23 protein-coding genes are annotated in these 21226 nt (G+C 37.0%); 4 read left to right on the top strand and 19 right to left on the bottom strand.

Going from position 1 to position 21226, the window contains the following annotated elements; genetic code table 11:
- Positions 1-13 precede the first annotated feature (13 nt).
- A complete protein-coding gene (locus ACB089_RS09865; RefSeq protein ID WP_374966244.1) occupies positions 14-961 on the bottom strand; it encodes an MBL fold metallo-hydrolase in 948 nt (315 codons plus the stop codon).
- A 635-nt stretch (positions 962-1596) separates the two neighbouring features.
- Between ACB089_RS09865 and proC the strand changes: the two genes are divergently transcribed.
- Positions 1597-2403, top strand: a complete 807-nt coding sequence (gene proC, locus ACB089_RS09860) for a pyrroline-5-carboxylate reductase (RefSeq protein ID WP_374966243.1) — start codon at positions 1597-1599, stop codon at positions 2401-2403.
- A gap of 197 nt (positions 2404-2600) precedes the next feature.
- Positions 2601-3611 (top strand): NADPH dehydrogenase NamA, encoded by a 1011-nt coding sequence (gene namA / locus ACB089_RS09855; RefSeq protein WP_374966242.1) that lies wholly within the window; start codon positions 2601-2603, stop codon positions 3609-3611.
- A gap of 157 nt (positions 3612-3768) precedes the next feature.
- Here namA and ACB089_RS09850 read toward each other — a convergent pair whose 3' ends face one another.
- The 6 genes from ACB089_RS09850 to ACB089_RS09825 all read right to left on the bottom strand — a co-directional run bounded on the left by ACB089_RS09850 (position 3769) and on the right by ACB089_RS09825 (position 7832).
- Positions 3769-4383, bottom strand: a complete 615-nt coding sequence (locus ACB089_RS09850) for an Imm43 family immunity protein (RefSeq protein ID WP_374966241.1) — start codon at positions 4381-4383, stop codon at positions 3769-3771.
- 234 nt (positions 4384-4617) lie between these two features.
- Entirely contained in the window at positions 4618-5169 is a 552-nt protein-coding gene (locus ACB089_RS09845) for a hypothetical protein (RefSeq protein ID WP_374966240.1), read from the bottom strand.
- 34 nt (positions 5170-5203) lie between these two features.
- The gene (locus ACB089_RS09840) at positions 5204-5710 is read right to left on the bottom strand and encodes an imm68 putative immunity domain-containing protein (protein WP_374966239.1); all 507 of its coding nucleotides are present in this window, start codon (positions 5708-5710) and stop codon (positions 5204-5206) included.
- A 7-nt stretch (positions 5711-5717) separates the two neighbouring features.
- Entirely contained in the window at positions 5718-6440 is a 723-nt protein-coding gene (locus tag ACB089_RS09835) for a hypothetical protein (protein ID WP_374966238.1), read from the bottom strand.
- 390 nt (positions 6441-6830) lie between these two features.
- On the bottom strand, positions 6831-7157 hold the full coding sequence (locus tag ACB089_RS09830; protein ID WP_374966237.1) for a DUF5713 family protein: 327 nt from the start codon (positions 7155-7157) through the stop codon (positions 6831-6833).
- A 63-nt stretch (positions 7158-7220) separates the two neighbouring features.
- A complete protein-coding gene (locus tag ACB089_RS09825; protein ID WP_374966236.1) occupies positions 7221-7832 on the bottom strand; it encodes a hypothetical protein in 612 nt (203 codons plus the stop codon).
- A gap of 868 nt (positions 7833-8700) precedes the next feature.
- Between ACB089_RS09825 and ACB089_RS09820 the strand changes: the two genes are divergently transcribed.
- Entirely contained in the window at positions 8701-8796 is a 96-nt protein-coding gene (locus tag ACB089_RS09820) for a putative holin-like toxin (RefSeq protein WP_223553293.1), read from the top strand.
- Between the two features lie 329 nt (positions 8797-9125).
- On the opposite strand, the gene ACB089_RS09815 is transcribed toward ACB089_RS09820, so the two are convergent.
- Positions 9126-10007 carry a LysR family transcriptional regulator gene (locus ACB089_RS09815; protein ID WP_374966235.1) on the bottom strand — a complete coding sequence of 294 codons (882 nt, stop codon included), beginning with the start codon at positions 10005-10007 and terminating at the stop codon, positions 9126-9128.
- 122 nt (positions 10008-10129) lie between these two features.
- On the opposite strand from ACB089_RS09815, the gene ACB089_RS09810 reads away from it, so the two are divergent.
- Positions 10130-11155: a DUF2332 domain-containing protein gene (locus ACB089_RS09810; RefSeq protein WP_374966234.1), complete on the top strand. Its 1026-nt coding sequence runs from the start codon at positions 10130-10132 to the stop codon at positions 11153-11155.
- 69 nt (positions 11156-11224) lie between these two features.
- Here ACB089_RS09810 and ACB089_RS09805 read toward each other — a convergent pair whose 3' ends face one another.
- From ACB089_RS09805 to ACB089_RS09755, 11 genes are all read right to left on the bottom strand, one after another.
- Positions 11225-11791 (bottom strand): NADPH-dependent FMN reductase, encoded by a 567-nt coding sequence (locus ACB089_RS09805; RefSeq protein WP_374966233.1) that lies wholly within the window; start codon positions 11789-11791, stop codon positions 11225-11227.
- A 10-nt stretch (positions 11792-11801) separates the two neighbouring features.
- Entirely contained in the window at positions 11802-12857 is a 1056-nt protein-coding gene (locus tag ACB089_RS09800) for an LLM class flavin-dependent oxidoreductase (protein ID WP_374966232.1), read from the bottom strand.
- Positions 12858-12872: 15 nt separating this feature from the next.
- Entirely contained in the window at positions 12873-13814 is a 942-nt protein-coding gene (locus tag ACB089_RS09795; protein ID WP_374966231.1) for a ring-cleaving dioxygenase, read from the bottom strand.
- Between the two features lie 52 nt (positions 13815-13866).
- A complete protein-coding gene (locus ACB089_RS09790) occupies positions 13867-14310 on the bottom strand; it encodes a MarR family winged helix-turn-helix transcriptional regulator (protein ID WP_068984690.1) in 444 nt (147 codons plus the stop codon).
- A 98-nt stretch (positions 14311-14408) separates the two neighbouring features.
- On the bottom strand, positions 14409-15029 hold the full coding sequence (gene cdaS / locus ACB089_RS09785; RefSeq protein ID WP_374966230.1) for a sporulation-specific diadenylate cyclase CdaS: 621 nt from the start codon (positions 15027-15029) through the stop codon (positions 14409-14411).
- 584 nt (positions 15030-15613) lie between these two features.
- The gene (locus tag ACB089_RS09780; RefSeq protein WP_374966229.1) at positions 15614-16795 is read right to left on the bottom strand and encodes a thiolase family protein; all 1182 of its coding nucleotides are present in this window, start codon (positions 16793-16795) and stop codon (positions 15614-15616) included.
- Between the two features lie 15 nt (positions 16796-16810).
- On the bottom strand, positions 16811-17557 hold the full coding sequence (locus ACB089_RS09775; protein ID WP_374966228.1) for a 3-hydroxybutyrate dehydrogenase: 747 nt from the start codon (positions 17555-17557) through the stop codon (positions 16811-16813).
- Positions 17550-18506 (bottom strand): 3-hydroxyacyl-CoA dehydrogenase NAD-binding domain-containing protein, encoded by a 957-nt coding sequence (locus ACB089_RS09770; protein WP_374966227.1) that lies wholly within the window; start codon positions 18504-18506, stop codon positions 17550-17552. The genes ACB089_RS09775 and ACB089_RS09770 overlap by 8 nt, the downstream gene beginning before the upstream one ends.
- Positions 18507-18525: 19 nt before the next feature.
- A complete protein-coding gene (locus ACB089_RS09765; protein WP_374966226.1) occupies positions 18526-19836 on the bottom strand; it encodes a GntP family permease in 1311 nt (436 codons plus the stop codon).
- Between the two features lie 24 nt (positions 19837-19860).
- On the bottom strand, positions 19861-20496 hold the full coding sequence (locus ACB089_RS09760; protein WP_374966225.1) for a CoA-transferase: 636 nt from the start codon (positions 20494-20496) through the stop codon (positions 19861-19863).
- Entirely contained in the window at positions 20480-21166 is a 687-nt protein-coding gene (locus ACB089_RS09755) for a CoA transferase subunit A (RefSeq protein WP_374966224.1), read from the bottom strand. The genes ACB089_RS09760 and ACB089_RS09755 overlap by 17 nt, the downstream gene beginning before the upstream one ends.
- Between the last annotated feature and the right edge of the window lie 60 nt (positions 21167-21226).

Below are 21226 nucleotides of genomic sequence, written 5' to 3'. Positions count from 1 at the left end.
TTCTTGTATAAACCTACTTCCTTTTATATAAATAGATACCTTCTTCCGTTTTCGTCGATGTAATATAATTGTTTGCTTCTAAGTAATCTATATGGCCAAGCGTTTTGGACAGTGTCAATCCAAATTGACGCTGAAAAATTGCCGGATATAAGCGTTTCGTTACTTGCACGACAGTTAATGGTTCGTCCTCAAATAATTCGCAAACTTTCAGAGATTGCTGATGTTGGCGTTCTAGTCGTTTATCAATTAAATCAGGAATATCCTCTAACTCCGCACCATGTCCTGTATACATCGTTTTTACTGGTAATTTACGTAAAATTTCAAGCGATTCATTATATTGTAGTATCGATTTCGTACGCCCGATTGTCCGATCCAATGGTGGTTCAATTAATGGATTTGGCGTTATTTTTTCAAGCAATAAATCTCCACCAATGACATGATGAGATTTTTCATCCCAGAAGATGAGGTGGCTTTGTGCGTGACCTAATGTTTCAATTGCCTTTAATCCCGGATGTCCTGGCACTTCATCCCCATCATTAAGAATTTGTGTTAATGGGCGTTCCCCTACAAGCTCTAATTCACGACGGACATGTACATTTGTTTGGATATATTGTTGAGGAACACCGTGCTCAAACAAGCGTTCACTATAAAACTGCTCATGGTAACGTAAAAATTCCTCATCATGACGGAGCCACTTATCATTATAGGCATGCCCTAAAATTTCTGCATGTGGAAAGGCATCCACCCAACCTGCATGATCTGGATGATGGTGGGTTAACACAACCTGTTCAATATCTCGCATATCAAAGCCCGCTGCGCGAATACCCCATTTTAGCGCATCATAGGCATCCATCGTTTTTGGACCTACATCAAAAATTGTCAATGCATCACCTTTTACAACAAAAGCATTGACATCTCCTACTTCATAGGGTGTTGGTATTTCTATTTTGTATATAGACAAAAGCTGTTTCCCCCTTTAATGCAACTAGTGAATACTGATTCATTCTATTTTACAAGTTTTTCTTCTTTTCGTCACCCTTCTGTTGACAGGTTGACGTATTATCAATATAATTTTGAATAATTAAATTATTTTCGTGCGTTGATGAAGCCAAGTACGTATTTGGTGAAGGTGTTTAGAGAATGTTACATTTGCTGAAAGTAACATCACCCGCTCCCATTACCGAACCTACTTCTGAGCAGTTATGAAAACATAACCGTTTCCCTTGCGATAAAAGGGCTGTGAGTTGTGCCAATTGGCAAACAAAGGTGGTACCGCGGAAACAATAGCGTTTTCGTCCTTCTATATAAGGACGGGAGCGCTTTTTTATCTTCATTCAGCAGATGTTTTGGTAGCGTAAGCGAAGCGTCAGCTACAGATGTTTTGGTAGCGTAAGCGAAGCGTCAGCTACAGATGTTTTGGTAGCGTAAGCGAAGCGTCAGCTACAGATGTTTTGGTAGCGTAAGCGAAGCGTCAGCTACAGATGTTTTGGTAGCGTAAGCGAAGCGTCAGCGGCAAATGTTTTCTGTAGCGAAAGCGAAGCGTCAGCTACAATTACGCCAAGGCGAAATTGATTTTGAGAACTGGAGGTTTTAATCATGAAAAAAATACTATTTATTGGTGCAGGCTCTATGGCAGAGGCATTAATTCAGGGCTGGATTAAACAAAAGGTATTTACAGCACAAGAAATTTACGTCACCAATCGCTCAGACAAAGAACGTTTACATTTTTTACACGACACATATGGTGTAAATTGCAATTTTAGCCATGATATTTATCAACAGGCTGATTTAATCATTTTAGCCATGAAACCTAAGGATGCCGTGGCAGCAATGCAAATGTTAAAACCTAAAATCACAGAGCAATCAGCCGTTCTTTCCATTTTAGCAGGGATTGCTATTACTACTATTACAGAACATTTAGGTGCCCGTCCAGTCGCACGCGTTATGCCTAACACTTCTGCCACGATTGGGATGTCTGCAAGTGGGATTGCCTTTAATGACAAAGTTACAGCAGCACAGCGCTCAATTTTCTTACAGCTTTTAGAGGCGGTTGGTTCAGTCATTGAGGTGGATGAGGATCAATTACATGCGGTAACGGCCCTCTCAGGTAGTGGTCCAGCTTATATTTATTATTTAATGGAGGCTTTTGAACGCGTCGGTACAAAGGTCGGGCTCTCAAAGGATACTGTACGACTATTAATGACACAAACACTTGCTGGCACTGCTGAAATGTTGAAGCAATCTGTTGACGAGCCTGATGTATTGCGTCGAAAAGTAACAAGTCCAGGTGGCACAACGGAAGCTGGAATCAAGGCTCTTGAACAATATCAATTTAATGAGGCCATTGAAGCATGTATTAAAGAAGCTGAGGCACGATCTCGTTCACTTGCAAATAGTAAGTAATATGTGCAAAATAAAGTGAAACTTTAATCAGTGGGTTTTTCTTTATCCCCCACTGATTATTAGTTGAACGAATAGGGCTTTTACGGTCAGTTTATCCCCCATCTAATTTCTTTGCTTTTGCTAAAATTTTGAGGTGGGCGTATTACTGCCCGTTAATGCGGGATAAAGTATATTACTAGGAATTAGGGGGCTTTATTTTGACTAAATTATTCGAACCTTATCAATTACAAACTATTTCTTTAAAAAACCGTATTGTTATGGCACCGATGTGTATGTACTCAGCACAGGATGATGGGCTGGTCACACCATTCCACCAAGTACATTATGCAACGCGAGCGGCTGGTCAAGTTGGTTTAATTATTGTCGAAGCTACCAGTGTCGTTCCAGAGGGGCGTATATCTAGTAACGATCTTGGGATTTGGGATGACGCTCATATCGAAGGGTTAAGTCAATTAGTTCAAGGCATGAAGGCGTACGGAACAAAAACCGGCATACAACTTGCACACGCTGGCCGTAAAGCAACTGTAGAAGGAGAAATATTTGCACCATCAGCCATAGCATTTAGCGATGCTTATAAAACACCAACTGAGATGACTTTAGAAGACATTGAATATATAGTAGCAGCATTTAAGCTAGCAGCTGTTCGAGCAGCGAAAGCAGGCTTTGATATACTTGAAATACATGGCGCACATGGCTATTTAATTAGTGAATTTCTATCACCAGCAACGAATAAACGCAATGACCAATACGGTGGCTCTCAAGAAAATCGTTATCGCTTCCTTCGTCAAGTCATTGATGCTATTCGTAGTGTTTGGGAAGGTCCTTTACTTGTGCGTGTTTCTGCTGAAGACTACGCAGAAGATGGTACAACTATGGACGACTTTATCGTCTTTAGCCGTTGGATGAAATCACAGGGTGTCGATTTAGTGGATGTTTCTACAGGTGGTGTCGTGCAAGCACATATGCATGTTTTTCCAGGCTACCAAGTGCCTCATGCTGAAGCGATAAAGCACGGTGCTGATATTCCAACTGGTGCAGTCGGCCTAATTACGACTGCCATTCAAGCAGAGGAAATTTTACAAAATAATCGTGCTGACTTAATTTTCCTAGCACGTGTTCTTCTTCGCGAACCCTATTGGCCACTACATGCTGCCAAGGAATTAGGAAAAGAAGTGAAACCCCCAATGCAATACGTACGAGGCTGGTAAAAATAAACGGTATACTTGCTATACACCATAAAAAAACAGCTTGTGCATCAAGCTGTTTTTCATTTTAATAAGGCCGCATCGGCGGCGATTCGATCATATTGACTCAATAGATATGTATTCTTTGTACTTGCTGCGGCACGTAGCTCTTTCACTAACTCTAAGGTTTATACACACCAGCTTCATTTGAAGGGACAAAGGTAATACCCTTCAATTTAAGTTTTTCAGCTTCTTTTTTAAATTCTTCTGAACAAATTAATATACTTAAAAGCTTCGTATTATTTAGTATAAAAACATCTGGGAGAATATTTGATTTTTTCAGTTGTAAATCCCATATTTTTTTTATATGTCCATCTTTCTTATAAAATTCAATATTTGATTTTTCCATATCTATTACATCTTCTAACCTATTATAAAATCGCACATAAAAATATTCCTTTGAAGATATACTTTCTTTATTCCTGTTCACCACATGCAATTTAGTGTATTGAAAATTATTGATTTCAAATTTTAATAATAGATTTAGAAATTCTGTAGAGATGAAAAAACCTTGACTATCCCACCTCAAATCAAACGCATATTTTATATCCTTTGTAATAAACCATAATTCTTCAGGCAACTCTGTCATAATATTTCTTGTGGTTCTCCATTCCCCAGCATCAGAATCTCTTGCTTCAAATGGATCTTTTTCAAAAAATTCTGTATGCATTATCCCCTCTAAGTAAGTAGGACAGAATATACTTTCTTTTTCAAAAATCGCAAATGTATTTCCCATATTAAAACGACATTCCCTTCATTTAAGATATTCTATCACTTGGTGTTTTAGTTTTTATTTTTTCAGAGGTATTTTCTTACTTAGATTTCTTTGTAGAGATTCAGTATATTTTTACACTTGATTCAATTTGGTGAAAACAAAAGCCTAAATCGCTTCTCTAATTTAGTTCCCACAAAAATGGCTCTCAATATGTCTACTATATTTTCTATTGCAGCTGTTTCTCCGAAGCACTTTTTATATAGATTTTTCTATTTTTTGTATATATTCAAAGATGATGGCCCAACCGTCCATAGGGCTACCATATCCCCATAGAGGTCCCGTCATTTTATCCAATTGATTGAGCTTTTCCTGATATTGCGTCACCATGGCTTGACGCTCTTCTTGCGTATATGTGTTCAAACGTTCGTCACTTACCTTAAGTCGCATATTATGCAGGAAGTTGATCATGTCACAATAAAGTGAATCATCCTCAAATGTAATGAAATCTGGGAAAATCGCAATAACTTCGTCAAAAGCATGCTGCAAATGCTGCAAGCCAAATTTCGCCAAAACCTCGGAAATATACGGCACGAGATGCGGCTGATACGCGATGATACCGTCCCAACCATCACACTGCCAGTTACCGATCATATTGATGGCGATGTGAAGTTGAAATAACTCTGGCGACACCTTCTCTTGGATGGCATCCAGTTCGCCAATCTCCCATATTTTATCGGACAATTCCGCTAAATTCATTTCATCTGCAGGGATTTTTCCATCCCATATCTCATTCAATCCAATACTCATAGTGACACCTCTCGAGGAATTCTTATTTGTGATTTTACATGTTTAGTTCTGTAATAATCTCCTTGCATTGCTTTGCAATTTCTCTCATATCATCTTCTGGGCAAAACTCCGCCAAATCATAACTTAAAGGGTGATGAATAAAGTCGTCCAATATTCCCCTCAACAAAGCCAGTTCTTCTTTTTCCACTTTTAATGAAATAACAGCATTTTTGTCCATGATGCCGCCAGCTAAATCCGTTAGATGAACCTTACCGTTTTTTTGACATTCCAGAATAATAGCCGTAATATCCATCATCAAATTGATCACACAGCCTATATCTTGAAAAAAACCTTTTTCTCTAATAAAATAAATGTCTTTCGTATGGCGTAAGTCTTTTATTTCCCGAGCATTATTCAGTTGAAAGTCTTGAAAAATATTTTTAACGTTTATTTCTGTTGGAATATCCAACTCAAATTCTCTGTTAACGAAATAGGCGATTAAAGTGCATGTATCATCGGTTCCGCCAATATATTCTCCCCACCATCGTTCAATGTACATCATCGCTTTTCTAGCCCCTTCCAAAGTTTTGTTTGTTTAGCAAATTGGGAAAAATGGTTGTAATTGTTTCCGCCATTCCCTTCGTGTATCGTGGCAACAGATGAAGTTTTCTTATATTTTCCAATTTTAGAATAGGCGTAATATCTCGGCTCTTATTCTCTAATACCAGAATTAAGGATAAATATTCCAATTTTATCAATTTTCCAACAGGCTCAAAGCTTTTAACTGGCTTTCCAGTCCCGCTCATTCGTCCATGATTAAGACTTAATTCCTTTAAATTCGATAAAGTGGCAAGCGCCGTTAAATCGTACAAGTGATTCATACCAAAGATATATAATGTTTGCAGGTTCTGTAACCCTATTAGAAAGTTCAAATCTTTTACTTGGGACAAATTTGCCAGAATCAACACTTCTAAGCTATGTAAACATGACAAATTGGGAATGTTACCCATTTTTCCAGAGGAAATATGCAAGTACTTTAGATTTGGCAATGTAGAAAATATTTGTAATCGCTCTTCATCTAGATCAGTGAGGTAAATACCTTCTATCATTTGATTACCGACCAACGATTCATAATTCACATATTTCTTCTTGGATTTCTTCAGAGGTGTCGATAATGCAACAATCCGAGTATCTTCTTCCAATGTTGCAAGATCAAAGTTCTCCGTTCTCCGAGCCCCCTCTATCAAGCCCAAATGAGCATAATCGGAAACAGGAGCTTTGTCGTCAAGCAAATACCTCTCCCAGTTCATCGTGTTCTCTCACATCCTTCTCAAAGACGACCGTGCTGCATTAACACAGTCTGTCAGTATGTTTTCGTATTAAAGCGAATCGTAAAGAAGAAGCTTTTTACTGAATACAGCATAAATATACAATTGTCCTGCTTGACTATCACCCGATTCAAAGCCAGCGAACGTTGCCAAGTACATTAATACCATTTCAAACCAAGCCAGAGTTTCAAAGAGCGCTATTCTAATTTAGAACATTCATACAACAAAAATAATATTTATCAAGAGCTTTCTCTCTCACAATAGGATAACCAGGTGGAGCCTTATCAGATATCGACAAACGTACTTTTCTTAACACAGTGAATCAACAAGGAAGATAGAATCACATACAAATTTTCACCAATCTCGTTCTCTAAGAGCTTCTTCAATATCGATATCAATCTCAAAATATTGTAAAATTTCTTCTACTGTTAATCCGATTGAATCCCGTGCAAACGTTTCTATTTCACTGCCATTTTCATAAAACTCATTTTGTAGCTCATTGATAGCTATAGTCATTTCGTCTAACTTTTCCTGAATCTCTTCCACTGTATGAGTGCTCTCCTCAATAAAATGAACTACTTTCACAATATGCAATTTAAGTTTATCCACTAAAAATGTTGGAAAAAAAGTATTCTCGTACATATCTACTAAATATTTGAATTCAGAATCAAGTTTTTTCACAATGTTTCCTCCTTTGATATAAAAAATAAAATCTAAGCTAATTTTTTTTAGAAAAATTTCCACTTATTCATACTTTGGGACCCCAGAGCGCCACATTTCTTCTACTGTTTTTAACGGATAGTTATCTTTACCAAGCAATCGCTGTTCTTTTAATGGATCGATCCAACGGCTATTCTCAAAAGATAAAATTAAGCGACGTACAAATTCATAACCAGTGTTGTATCCAACAATTTCATAGTTATCTAAAATTTCCAGGTCATTTCTATCGATATTATATTGGATAATTTCATTACCCATAAGACCCTTATCACCGACTGTGGGATCAATTCTTACCAAATTATATATAAGTTCATCATCACTAAATTCCGATCGCTTTCCCCACTGTCCTCTGTCACTACTAATAAAAATCTCTGGTAGAGGGATATTCAAGTTAGGTTTTACATTTTTCACCTTTCCGACAGAACACTTTTTAAAAAACGCGTTTAAAACCATACATACCCCAAAAGGTTTTAAAACATTTAAGTCAAATGGCTTCTCGTTAAAATTATTACTTTCACTCGAGATATTAAAAAATGAAACATATGGACTTTCCAATAATTGAGCAATGATATATAAATTATCTTTTAATTGAATTGAATGAATGTCGTTTTTCTTCCAACTAAACCTTTTTAACATTCCATCAACCTTTCTTATCTTTTTTGCCAGTCGGATTATTCTTTAAACTTTTAGTATATTTGTTATCAGTATCTTAGAATCATAACTAACCTATGATTTAAACTATATTCGCAACACTAAAGTTATATTTTTCATCTTCGCATGATCATTAAAACCTTCAAATTCATTTTGAAGATAAATATTGAATATGAATATCCTGAAAATTTTTTAAAAGCTTTTTTGACCTAACTTTTTCTTTATTTTAAAATCTTCTAATACGTCTAATGAAAATAAACAAATTCCGTAACCGGAGGCAGTTAAAATTCTCATCAAATAAGATTTCCTTTTCTCCTAATGCAAGTCCAATCCAAAATGTTTTAGGTATACGTAAAGTTATTAAATCGCCATTATCGTAATCCTCACTTCATATACTATAATTACCATAAATAGTTTTATATTTCCACAAAAGTTATTACATTTTGTTTTCGCTGTAAACGTTTTATGTATTGTTCTAGCCAAAATGCAATAAGCTTCTTGGCTACCATTATTACAAATTCAGTCGTTGGATGAAATCACAGGGTATCGATTTAGTGGATATTTCTACAGGTGGTGTCGTGCAAGCACATATGTATGTTTTTCAAGGCTACCAAGTGCCTCATATCAATTGAGTTATTGAGTGATAAAGTTTAAAAAATCGAAGAAGAGAATAACTAATCAGTTAGAGGAATTAGAATCTAGTTAGAGATAGCAAAGTTATGATAATGATAGAAGAAATGGTATAATTAAAGAGTAACAAAATAAAGGTATTTAAGGGTGATTGGCGATCTTCTCTACTACTCCTAATTCAAATTTTGCTATTTAGTTCTAGGAGAGAAAGGAGGGATTGCTTATGACAACATATGAAGCATTAAACATAGCTATTGGTCTCGGTACTTTAATTATAGCTATCCTTGCATTGTCATATACTTTTTCACAAAAAAAGTAAAAGCACCCTTCAAACCTAAGCAGGGTTAAAGTGCTTTTACTTTCGCTCTTGCCAATCGCTCTAAAAGCGTTTGTTTTGTTACTTGACCGCATGGTGTTACAGCACCATACGGTCTTTTTCTTACCCCTATTATAACACATCGCTTTTATTTCTCAAGAATTTATACCCCTATTACCCAGTATCTATGCTAAACCTGCTTGCTCAAACAATTCCTTTAACCTTGCATTTACATCTTCATGATCCTCGACCATTAAAATTCTCAATACAATCACCCCTTTTTAAAATATATCTCTCATACTATATAAAACTTAATTACATTTATAAAAATCTCACAAATAATCCCTCGTTTGAAATAAACTTAATAATTCTTCTGGAACTTGTACAGAATCCTTATAAAAAAGATAAACAGGAACGCTAGGTAAATCTATTTCATCGAAAGGAACGATGTTAAACCGCCCTTCCATACGCTCTCTTCTAACAATCATCCGTGGCAAAAATGATATACCGAGCCCATCTTTTATTAAGCGCTTTACGACATAAGATTGAGATATGGAAACTTGCTTGGTAACTACATATTTTTCTTGTATTTTATGTAATAAATCCCCCCAAATAGTCGGATGATGGTGCGTAAATAACGTGTAGGTTTGAAATAATTCCTCATAATCAATATAAGCCCCTGTCTCATCATCACAAGCATCCAGTGGAATAACCAATTCTAAAGGACTCTCTACAACAAGCTCCTGGCGCCAATGTCGATAATGAGTTGGCAATAAAGAAATACCAATATGTGCCTTGTCATTATGGATTAAATCTTCAATTTTTGCTGATTCCTCCACTAGAATAGATATTTCGATAGAAGGATTTTCATTGATAAACTGATAAATAACATGAGGCAATATTGTTTCCACCATTAAAGGGGTCATGGCAATAACTAGCTTTTCTTTAATTCCTTTCGTTGCTAACTGAAAACGTTCAATACTTTTTTCCCATTGATAGATGATTTGCTGAGCTTCTATTAGAAAGAGCCTTCCTGCCTCCGTTAATTGCACACGATTTTTCTCACGTTTGAATAATTTTACATTCAAAGATCGTTCTAACTGATGAATATGGACTGTTATACTTGGCTGCGATAAATGTAATTCTTCTGCGGCCACTCGAAAATTACAATATTTAGCTGCTACTATAAAAGACTGTATCCATTTATAATCCAAAACCGCACCTCTTTAATTAATATTTCTAATCAACTTCATTAACTATATTTAATTTACTAAATTATCCGATAATAATAAACTCTAAATTAGATAAATTAATTTTTTACAAAGGGGAGAATCGTATGTTAGCTAAATTAAGTAAACAATTCCGTACTTTTGCAAAAAATGAATGTGAAAACTCAAGTCCACTTTATGAACACTTAGCGTATAAAATTGCAGAGGATGATGAGCTATTACAGATTGCAGATGCCATACCTCAAGGACAACCTGTACCTAATTTATTATTAGCTGGGGTTCAATATTTACTGTCATCATCAAAAGACGAGTTAGTTCATTTTTATCCATCCTTCACGACAACGCCAAAACCATTCAATGAAGTGTATCCTGTTTTTAAAGCATTCGTTTTGTCACATTCAGACGAATTAAAGGCTTTATTTCAAGAAAAACTTGTCCAAACTAATGAAATTCGCCGTTGTTCATACCTTTATCCGATGATGACAGAAATCTATGAACGTCATCAAAAACCATTAGCCTTCATAGAAATCGGTGCAAGTGCAGGACTTCAGCTCGGCATGGATCGATACAATTACTGTTATAATGAACAGCTTCACATAACGAATTCTGATAGATCTTTCGTTTTGTCTTCAGAAAATCGTGGAGAATCACTGCCAGCCTCTATAACGAACCCTCCTGTAGTTTGTCAAAGGATTGGCATCGATTTAAATCCTATTGATATCCATGATGAAGAAGAACTTCGATGGCTCCAAGCGTTAATTTGGCCAGAGCATCAAGAACGAAGACTTTTATTAAATCAAGCACTCCCTATTTTAAAAGAGCTCAATTTACAGCTGATTAAAGGAGATGCGATTAAACTTATAAAGGAGATTAGTAGTGATATTAATCCAGATGCAATGTTAGTTGTCTATCATACTCATGTGGCCAATCAAATCCCAATGGAATTACGCCTTGAATTAATCGAACAATTAAAAGAGGTAAGCAAGGAACGACCGCTCTATCATTGTTATAACAATTTATTTGATTCACAACTGCATCAAGATTTTATTGATCAAGGAGAAATAGAATCTATACGTATAATGGAACGCCCTGATGGTCATGCGAGATGGTTCAAGTGGTCCAACCCAAAATAATAAGCACGGAAAAACGCTACATAAGATTTCCTCTCATGTAGCGTCTAAACTTTATTAAATTCGTAATCTCTAAAAATCATATTCCGCATCTTTTTTCGCACGGATTGCTGTAAACGCATCAGCTACCATCACAGTATCTTCAGCTAAACGCTCTAGGCGAAACAGGACGTCATCATTCACAATTTCCTTGCGTAAAAAATCCTTTTCTTCTATAAATACATACGTTGGAACGATATGAGCTTTCATATAAGCAAGAATTGGCTTTAACTGCTGCTCAATCATTAGATAGTGTTTAGATGTGCCTGCTGTGACAACTATACTTACCACTTTATCACGAAAAGCATTGACTGGTAGTAAGTCAAAAATATTTTTCAACGTTGCCGGAATCGAAGCCTGAAATGTTGGTGTTCCAATGACAATTGCATCTGCAGACATAATTGTTTCGGTCACATATTTTGTATCCCCATCATATTCAAAATAATTTCGTCCATCACTGAATTGCATGTTGTATTCGGCAAGATCAAGTAACGTTACTTCATGCTCTGGATATTTTTCTTGTAAAATTTCAACCACTTTACGAATAGCTGTTTTTGTTTTTGAACCGACAATGGAACCAGCTAGTGCAACAATTTTCATACTATCCCCCCTATTTCGCTGTATATTTTTTTATGGCAGGTAAAATATCGTTCCCGATAATTTCAATATTTTTCATTAATTTTTCAAATGGCACACCGCCAAAATCAATTTGTGCCATAAATCGTTGCATGCCAAATAGCTCGTATTGATACAGTAGCTTTTCAATAATTTGTTCCTTACTTCCGATCATTAAGGCATCACGTGTATCTGGCGCTTGTGCGAACTGTTGCTTTGGATAACCGCCGCCACGAATTGCTTGGAAACCACCATTTATATGTGGATACATCCCTTGTAGTGCTTCTTTCGTCGTATCAGCAACATAGAAAAGGCTTGTTGTAGCAATCGGTAACTCTTTCGGATCAAAGCCACTTCGCTCTGCCGCTTCTCTATAGGCATCCACTGAAGCTTTAAAATTAACAGCTGGTCCGCCTAATGTCGTCAACATCATTGGGATGCCCATATAGCCTGCTTTAATGGCACTAGCAGGTGGTCCGCCGACAGCCCGCCAAATTGGCAACGCGCCATTTTTAGGTTGTGGCAAAATTTGCGCATTATGAAGCGGTGCACGGTATTGTCCTTCCCAAGTGATAAGCTCCTCTTCATTAATTTTTTTCAGCAGCTCTAATTTTTCCTCAAAAATCTCTTCATAATCCTGTAAATCAACGCCAAGTAAATGATAGGCGCCAACACGAGACCCACGCCCTGCAACGATTTCTGCACGTCCATCTGAAATTAAATCAATCGTCGCAAAATCTTCATATACACGTACTGGATCAGAAACACTCAGTACTGTTGCCGAGCTTGTTAATTTGATTGTCGATGTAGCTTGAGCGATCGCTCCTAATACAACCGTGTGTGCCTGTGTTGTAAAGTACGATTGATGACTTTCACCTACGCCAAATACATCAATGCCTGCTTGCTCTGCTAGCTGACTTACTTCAATAAGCTCCTGAATGCGTTGCTGAGCTGGGATACGTTCACCTGTTAAAGGATTTGGAATATGATCACCTAATGAATACAAGCCAAATTCAATGCCTTTTGATTGGTCAATACGATATTTTTCCATGTTTACGCTCTCCCCTTAATCTAGTGGCTCTAGAATGGCCTCAATTTCAGCACGTTTTTCTTCTAAAAATGGAGGAAGATCAAGCTCTTTACCAAGATCTTCTACTGCCGCATCAACTGTAAACCCTGGGCCATCTGTTGCCATTTCAAATAAAATTCCATTACGATCTCTAAAATAAAGACTTTGGAAGTAATAACGATCCACTACCCCAGTACTATCTAAGCCCCGTTCCTTAATTTTGGTATCCCATTCCTGCAATTCCTCGACGTTTGCGACACGTAGCGCAAGATGATGAATACTACCTCTCCCAGGTTTTTCACTCGGTCCTTCTAATTCTTTAACGACGATTTCTCCAAGTACTTCACCAGGTATAGATTGTAAAACTGCTTCTTTCTCACCTTCTGCAACAACTGTGTAATTAAAGAGCCCTTTTAATAAATTCACTGTGCGTTGCAAGTAACGAACTGTAATTTCAACTGTACCCATTCCTAAAATGCGATGTTCTGCAGGAATTTCGGAGCCGTCCCATGGTTGCCAATGAGCCGGTTTTTCGTGACCATGGTAGTTTAAAAGCACCATTCGTAACCCTTCATGATCCTCAAAAAACAATGCATCTTTACCTGCATATGTGGAAATTTCACTATGTTCAACGTCTAGCTGTTGAAAACGATTTTTCCAATATTGCAGACTGTCATAGCTTGGCACTAGTAAGCCAATACGTGTAATGGCATTTGTGCCTCGAACGGTTCTTCCTGCTACGGGCATTTCAAAAAATGTTAATTCTGTACCTGCCGCCCCTGTTAAATCTCCATAAAATAGATGATACATGGATGGTGAATCTTGATTGACTGTTTTTTTCACACGACGTAATCCAAGAATCTTTGTATAAAAATCATTATTATGTTTGCCGTTTTTCGTTAGCATGGATATATGATGGTGTCCGCTTAGTTTGTTCATATATATTTCCTCCTTGTTTTCACTTGACTAAGCAAGTGATAGTGTAAAAAAATCACGCTGGTGGTAATTTTTTTTCACGACTATGTTTTTCTATTTTTGACATAAGTGTATATAAAGATTTCATTTCTTCTTCTGTTAATACTTCTTCAAAAAATGAGGATTGAAAGTGAAGCTGACTTGGCGTCGCCGCATCAATCATCTGCTCGCCTTTAGCTGTGAGCGAGATTGTTTTCGTCTTCCAATTTTGCTTTCGCTCAATTAGTCCCTCTTTTTCAAGTCGAGCAAGCATTCGAGACATACCACCTTGCGTGACTGTCACTTTCTCTGCTAATTGTGATTGCGTTAACGGTGCATAAGTCTTTATTTGTATAAGGACATCAAATTGTGCAGTCGTTAAGTCAAAGCGTTTTAAAAATTCATTGGATAGCTGGTTACTTTGATTTGTAAAGCGCATCATCCGAATCCATGTCAGTGATCCAAGTGTGTGTTTTCTCATCGCTTCATCCTCCTTTCAAATATCACTTTACTACGCAAGTAATAAACATGCAAGAAAAATATCTTGAATTCGAGATATTTTCCAGTGTGAAGATCACACTATATAATGCCATGCGTAGTAATAGGATATAAGTTTCCTTGAAAGGCAAACGAAATTCTCCCTGTTTCTTCAGACACCACTATGACGAGTGCGTCACTTACTTCACTGAGCCCTAAAGCTGCTCTATGTCTTGTGCCTAATTTCTTTTCTCCAACATATCTCTCTGAAAGCGGCAGTACATTGGCTGCTGACTGAATTAAATTTTTGCTTACTAAAACTGCTCCATCATGAAGCGGATTTCCAGGAAAAAAAATAGTTTCTAATAAGGAATGTGTTACTTCTGCCCCAAGATGAATACCAGGCTGAATAAGAGACATTAAAGAATCCTTTCGTTCAATCACAATTAATCCACCGTGTTTTCTTGCAGACATATTTTGTACACTATGCGAAAGCTCAGGATATTTTTCAGTAAACGGGGAAAGATAGCAATTTAAATAAAACGTTGCAGCTTTCATTTCAATCGTGACAAACTTCTCTTTAATTTTTTCAAAATCCCCAAGAAGACAGTTTGTATCAGTATCCATCGCTTCTACACTTTGTTGTAATGAATTAATCACCTGCTGAAGCTCTTCCTTTAATGTTTGTTTCATTGGTGAAAAATCGCAATTCGTTGGATCCACGAAAACACCCCGCTTTTCAAATTTATGATAAAAAAACTCATATTTATTTTTAGTTTCTCTATCTGGAATTATTTTATCCGCATTAAATTCAACAATACACCCTACATAAGTTGTAGATTGGATCAATAATAGGTTTTCATTAAGCAAATCGAGCACATTTCCACAACTATTCAACGCCTTCACTTCGTTTCATCTAATACTTTTTCTTATAAAAAGGTCTCCGAAAAAGTCCTCAGTAAATTGGTATTGCACCTCTAGTTGGTGTATTTCGAATGAAGTCGCGTATCATGGAAATTATCCAAATGATTGAATATAAACTAGATGTGCGCCAAGTGAATCGTAATCAAGAAGCCGTAGAGTACTAATGTATAGGCTCTTGCTCTTGCTAACTGTATTGTTGTTTTCTTTCAAGTTAAAAGCGTATTCAAATTGTAATTGAATACGCTTTTTTTGAAATAGTATAAATAACACTGACCTTCTGCTGATAACTTTTAAAAAGTTTTTAGAACCCCTATTTATATATGACAATGATTTTTTATAATCGAAGTCTCTAAGAATTTTAAATCCGTATTTCCCTAAGGGTACTACAATGTTGGATTCTCTAATAAAATAGCAATTCCTTGTCCACCACCGATACATAAGCTCGCTATACCGTATTTGATACCTCGTTTTTGCATCTCCAATGCAAGTGAATAAGTAATACGCGCACCACTTGCACCAACTGGATGTCCAAATGCCACTGCCCCTCCATTGACATTTACTTTTTCTTGATCAATATCTAATTCCTTTAAAACTGCTAAAGCCTGTGCTGCGAATGCTTCATTGAGTTCAAATAAACCAATATCATCTAATGTTAAATTAGCTTTTCTCAAAACTTTACGAATTGCTGGGGCAGGACCAATTCCCATAATAGTCGGGTTTACACCTGCCGTTGCTGAAGTGACAATCTTAGCTAATGGATTTAACCGATGCTCCTTTAAAAAATCTTCTGATACAAGTACAACTGCTGCGGCGCCATCATTAATACCACTCGCATTTCCTGCTGATACAGTTCCATCTTCTTTAAATGCCGGCTTTAGTTTTGCAAAGTCTTCCATCGTAATCTCTTTGCGAATGTGCTCATCTAAACTAACTTCAACTGTGCCTTTACGTGTTTTCACCGATACAGGTACAATCTCTTCGGCCAAACGACCCGAACGCATAGCCTCAGCTGCACGCTGATGTGAATTATAGGAGAATTCATCCTGTTCTTCACGTGAAATCCCATATTTCTCGGCTAAGTTTTCAGCCGTCAGCCCCATACCGCAACCTGCAACTTCATCGTATAAAGTTGCCCATAACATATCTTCTACGATTGGTGCTTTATTGGGCGAACCAAAGCGTGTACCACGTAATACATGAGGTGCTTGGCTCATGTTTTCGGTCCCACCAGCAACTGATGCTTGACCATTCCCAAGTTCAATTTCCTGCGCGGCAGAGATAATCGCTTGTAAGCCCGAACCACATAATCGGTTCACTGTAAGTGCTGTACTTTCCTCCAGTAATCCACTTTTTAATCCAATATGTCGAGCTAAATATGCTGAGGAATTCGTAGTATGGATAATATTCCCGAATACAATCTCATCAATCTGTGTTGCTTTCACCCCTGAACGCTGCAAGGCTTCTTTTACAACAGCAACGCCAAGATCAATATCTGTTGTGTTAGCAAATGCACCTCCAAAATTACCAAATGCTGTTCTACTACCATTTACAATATATACAGACATAGTCAATCCCCCTTTTTACATACCACCTGAAACATTTAATGCTTCGCCCGTTATCCCCGTTGCTTGCTTCGAAGAAATGAAGAATACACTATCTGCAATTTCTTCTGCTGTAATAAAACGTTGCATCGCTTGCTTTGGATATACAATTTCATTTAATGCCTCAATTTCCGACATGCCTCTACTTTCTTCAAGATCTTTTAATTGTTTTATAAGTAATGGTGTTTTCACAGGACCAGGTAAAACAGCATTCACAGTAATTCCATGCATTGCACCTTCAAGTGCTGCTACACGTGTCAAACCAATGACACCATGCTTCGCTGCGACATATGCAACTTTTTCAGGTGTAGCCATTTCACCATGAACCGATGAAATATTAACGATACGCCCATGTTGTTGCTTTTTCATATAAGGGAACACATACTTAGTCATTAAGAATGGTCCTTTTAACATGACATTTTGAAGCAAGTCCCACTTATCTTCTGGAAAATCTTCAATTTTAGCACGATATTGTATACCTGCATTATTCACAAGAACATGCAGTTCATGCTTTCTGCAAATGATATCAATTACATGTTGGACAGAAACTGCATTCGAAACATCTAACTCAATTGCCTCGACCTTTCCTGGATATAAATCTGCCACTGACTGAGCTGCTTCTAACTTTAAATCTGCAGCAAATACATAATCCCCTTCCTCAACAAACTTTTTCACCATCGCTGACCCTAAACCGCCTCCTGCACCTGTCACCAAAATATTACGCATGCTCAATCTCCTTTTGTATTTTATCGAATGTTTTTAGTTGCTGAATTAGCGAGCGATCACGCTCAATTACGTATTCATCTAAGCCTTGCCCTGGATATTCAAAGAAACCTTTCGAAGATTTGACACCTAGATTACCTTGATCGATTTTATCTTTAATTACGCTAAATGAACGCACATTAGTTTCAATCTCTGGTTGTAATTGTCCTAATACAATATCCCAAATATCTAACCCACCAAAATCAATAATTTTCAGTAAACCACTTGACGAAAATCGGAATCCAGGTCCTGCAAAGATAGCACTTTCTAAATCTTGCTCTGAGACAACACCATCTTCTAACAATGACAATGCTTCACGTGCTAATGCTACTTGGATACGATTGGCTACAAGACCTGGCACCTCTCGTCGAACTTCAATTGTAACCTTCCCCATTTTTTTCAAAAATGCATCAACTTCATCGTACGTCTCTTGCTTCGTATCAGGACCTTTTAGAAGCTCTACAAGTGGAACAATATGCGCAGGATTAAAAAAATGTGTTAACATCACTTTATCCTTATGTTTTTCTACATTACGAATGATTTCTGAAAGTTTTAAACTTGAAGTATTAGATGTTAAAATTACATTTCCCCCGCAAATTCCATCCAGTTGCCTGAAAATTTCCTGTTTGAGTTCAAGGTTTTCTGTTGCAGATTCAATTACCAAATCACATCCAGCAACACCTTCGATTTTTGTAGTAAAGCTTAACCGATTTGTAATCGTCTCATCTGAATCGCCAAACAATAGCCCTTCCTCACGAAACACTTTTAGATAAGTTTTTAATTTTTCACTTGCTAATTGCAAAGATTCCTCCTTAACATCTTGTAAAACAACAGGCATTCCATTCGTGATAAATTGAAATGCTATCCCAAATCCCATTGTTCCAGCTCCAATAACTCCAACCTTTTGAATCATCTTCCTTCCCCCTTAGGCATTAATATAATAAAACCGTTGCAATCAACATTGGAATACTTGCAATTAAAGGTGCAATAACCGAAACAACGAAGATATGTTTGTAAGCGTCTTTATGTGTTAACTTTGAAGCAACTAATATCGTAATTACAGCACCATTATGCGGCAGTGAATCAAGCCCCCCCGAGGCAACTGCCATTACCCTATGCATGGCATCTGGATTTAATCCTAGATTTAGATAAGTAGATGATAGCGCTTCCATCGCAATTCCTAAACCACCACTTGAAGACCCAGTGATTCCTGCAAGTGCCGTTGTTGCTAAGAAAAGCGAAATCATTGGACTACCTGGAATTTGCGTCATGGCTTCATTGAAAAGACTGAAACCTGTTGTAATCGCAATGACAGAGCCATAACCAACGTCAGCACTCGTATTAACAATTGGTAGTACGGCTGATACTGCACCTTCATTAAGTGTATCCTTCTTTATTTCAATATAATTCCAGAATAATATCGTCGCTAATACTACAACACCCATTAATGTATAGATAATGTCAATTTTGAAAACATTCAGTGTCACTAGTAAAGCAATTGGTGGAATTAAACTTACAACAATATTTGGTAATGCACGACCCTCGTAGATATCCTTTATTCCTTCTTGACCATCTTTATCTGGGTTTGTCATATTTGCATAAGTTTCCTTACGTTGTTCTGAACGTTTTAACGCGAACTTCATATACCATAGGTTAATCGCAATGACGAATACTGCTGCGATAATACCTAGTAAAGGTGCTGCTGTAACTGTTGTCCCAAGGTACTTTGTCGGGATAATGTTTTGTACAGAAGGTGTCCCTGGCAACATTGTCATCGTGAATGTCCCAATCCCTGTAAAGAACGGTGCCATGAATAGATGCCACGGAATATCTAGCTCTTTGAATAATGGTTTTGCGATTGGTAATACTGCAAAAATTACTACGAATAAGCTGATACCACCATACGTTAAAAACGCACAAATGATCATTATTGCCACTAACACTTTGTATTTGCTATTTTTACCGATAATTCTCAGTAAAAGATTAGCAATTTGGCGAGCTGCACCACTATCATCCATTAACTTTCCAAACATAGATGCAAATAAAAATATCAGAAAATATTTCTGAACATAACCTATAAATCCTGTCATGTACGTATCTTGGAACGTTTCTAAAATTGGAAATCCATTCGTTACCATTACAAATAAACTTACAGCAGGAGCGATGATGATAATACTAAATCCCCTTAAGGCTAATACGATTAAAAGAATTAATGAAATCACAATCGTAATTAAACTCCACATCCACTTTTCCCTCCCATTAGTTGTTTATTTTTGTCTCAACGGTAAACCAATTCGCCTTTTTAATTCTTCAAATGTCAAATCCCCATAAATATCATCTATGAAAATCTCACCATCTTGGAAGATAAAATTTGCATACTCCGTTACAAATTGATTAACACGTCGTTCACCACTTGAATCAAGTGTTAACGATTCTACTAACTTAGGAGATCCATCTTTTTTAAAAAGAGTACTAGCCACAATTACTTTCTTTGCTCCAGCGACTAAATCCATTGCACCTCCAACACCTAAAATTGGTTGATTCGGTACAGACCAGTTTGCGATCTCACCATAACGGTCTACCTCAAGTGTTCCTAAAACAGCTACGTCGATGTGTTTTCCTCTAATCATTGCAAATGAGAAAGCGCTGTCAAAAAATGACGCTTCTGGTGTAATTGTTATGGGATCTTTCCCGGCATCAATTAAATCTATATCTATTTCATCCTTGAGTGCTGATGGCCCCATGCCTAGTAGCCCATTTTCAGTTTGTAAATATACTTTTTTATCTTCAATATATTTAGAAACAAGTGTTGGAATTCCTACCCCTAAATTCACTACGTCCCCATTTTTTAGATCAAGTGCAATACGCTTTGCGATTATTTCTCGACTATTTAATTTCAACATAAGTACCTCCCTGTTTGATGTACTTACTTTCAACTACGAAATCTACAAAGATGTGTGGTGTCACAATTTCTTCAGGATATAGCTCTCCAATTTCAACAATCTCATCTACTTCAGCAATAACTACCTCTGCAGCAGTAGCCATTAGAGGATTAAAATTCCTTGCAGTCGTGTGATACACTAAATTTCCTGCTTTATCGGCTTTCGATGCTTTAATAAGTGCTATATCCCCTTTAATTGCCTTCTCAAATAAATAACGAACCCCATCAATTTCGCGAACTTCTTTGCCTTCAGCTAATCGTGTCCCAACAGCTGTTGGTGTATAAAAACCACCTATTCCAGCACCACCGCAACGAATTGCTTCTGCTAACGTTCCTTGTGGCATTAAATTAATCTCCAACTTTCCAATTGACCAAGCCATAACAGCTTCTTTGTTAATTGTAAAAAAAGAACCAATCGCTTTAGCAATTTTACCTGCCTCGAACACCTTATGAAGCCCTTTACCTTCATCACCTAGGTTATTACTGACAATCTCATAATTTCCTGCCTCAAACTTTGCTACAGCATCTAATAATGTTAACGGCGTTCCTGAAATGCCAAATCCTCCGACTAATAAACGCATATTATCCTTAAATAATGATTCTAAACCCTCGGAACTTCTTAATTTTTCCATTTATAAACACCTCCATAGATTAGACTGTGGTCTAATGATATAATGACATTACCATCAAAG

The sequence above is a fragment of the Lysinibacillus sp. RS10 genome (assembly GCF_041956855.1).
Lineage (GTDB): Bacteria > Bacillota > Bacilli > Bacillales_A > Planococcaceae > Lysinibacillus > Lysinibacillus xylanilyticus_A.
Note: the sequence above shows the minus strand (reverse complement) of the source record. Positions and strands in the feature narration are given on the sequence as shown.

Coding starts and splice junctions, on each gene's coding strand:
- proC (WP_374966243.1), top strand. CDS start 1,597: ATGAAAAAAATACTATTTATTGGTGCAGGCTCTATGGCAGAGGCATTA.
- ACB089_RS09850 (WP_374966241.1), bottom strand. CDS start 4,383: ATGGGAAATACATTTGCGATTTTTGAAAAAGAAAGTATATTCTGTCCT.
- ACB089_RS09845 (WP_374966240.1), bottom strand. CDS start 5,169: ATGAGTATTGGATTGAATGAGATATGGGATGGAAAAATCCCTGCAGAT.
- ACB089_RS09840 (WP_374966239.1), bottom strand. CDS start 5,710: ATGATGTACATTGAACGATGGTGGGGAGAATATATTGGCGGAACCGAT.
- ACB089_RS09825 (WP_374966236.1), bottom strand. CDS start 7,832: ATGTTAAAAAGGTTTAGTTGGAAGAAAAACGACATTCATTCAATTCAA.
- ACB089_RS09820 (WP_223553293.1), top strand. CDS start 8,701: ATGACAACATATGAAGCATTAAACATAGCTATTGGTCTCGGTACTTTA.
- ACB089_RS09810 (WP_374966234.1), top strand. CDS start 10,130: ATGTTAGCTAAATTAAGTAAACAATTCCGTACTTTTGCAAAAAATGAA.
- ACB089_RS09805 (WP_374966233.1), bottom strand. CDS start 11,791: ATGAAAATTGTTGCACTAGCTGGTTCCATTGTCGGTTCAAAAACAAAA.
- ACB089_RS09800 (WP_374966232.1), bottom strand. CDS start 12,857: ATGGAAAAATATCGTATTGACCAATCAAAAGGCATTGAATTTGGCTTG.
- ACB089_RS09795 (WP_374966231.1), bottom strand. CDS start 13,814: ATGAACAAACTAAGCGGACACCATCATATATCCATGCTAACGAAAAAC.
- ACB089_RS09790 (WP_068984690.1), bottom strand. CDS start 14,310: ATGAGAAAACACACACTTGGATCACTGACATGGATTCGGATGATGCGC.
- ACB089_RS09780 (WP_374966229.1), bottom strand. CDS start 16,795: ATGTCTGTATATATTGTAAATGGTAGTAGAACAGCATTTGGTAATTTT.
- ACB089_RS09775 (WP_374966228.1), bottom strand. CDS start 17,557: ATGCGTAATATTTTGGTGACAGGTGCAGGAGGCGGTTTAGGGTCAGCG.
- ACB089_RS09770 (WP_374966227.1), bottom strand. CDS start 18,506: ATGATTCAAAAGGTTGGAGTTATTGGAGCTGGAACAATGGGATTTGGG.
- ACB089_RS09765 (WP_374966226.1), bottom strand. CDS start 19,836: ATGTGGAGTTTAATTACGATTGTGATTTCATTAATTCTTTTAATCGTA.
- ACB089_RS09760 (WP_374966225.1), bottom strand. CDS start 20,496: ATGTTGAAATTAAATAGTCGAGAAATAATCGCAAAGCGTATTGCACTT.
- ACB089_RS09755 (WP_374966224.1), bottom strand. CDS start 21,166: ATGGAAAAATTAAGAAGTTCCGAGGGTTTAGAATCATTATTTAAGGAT.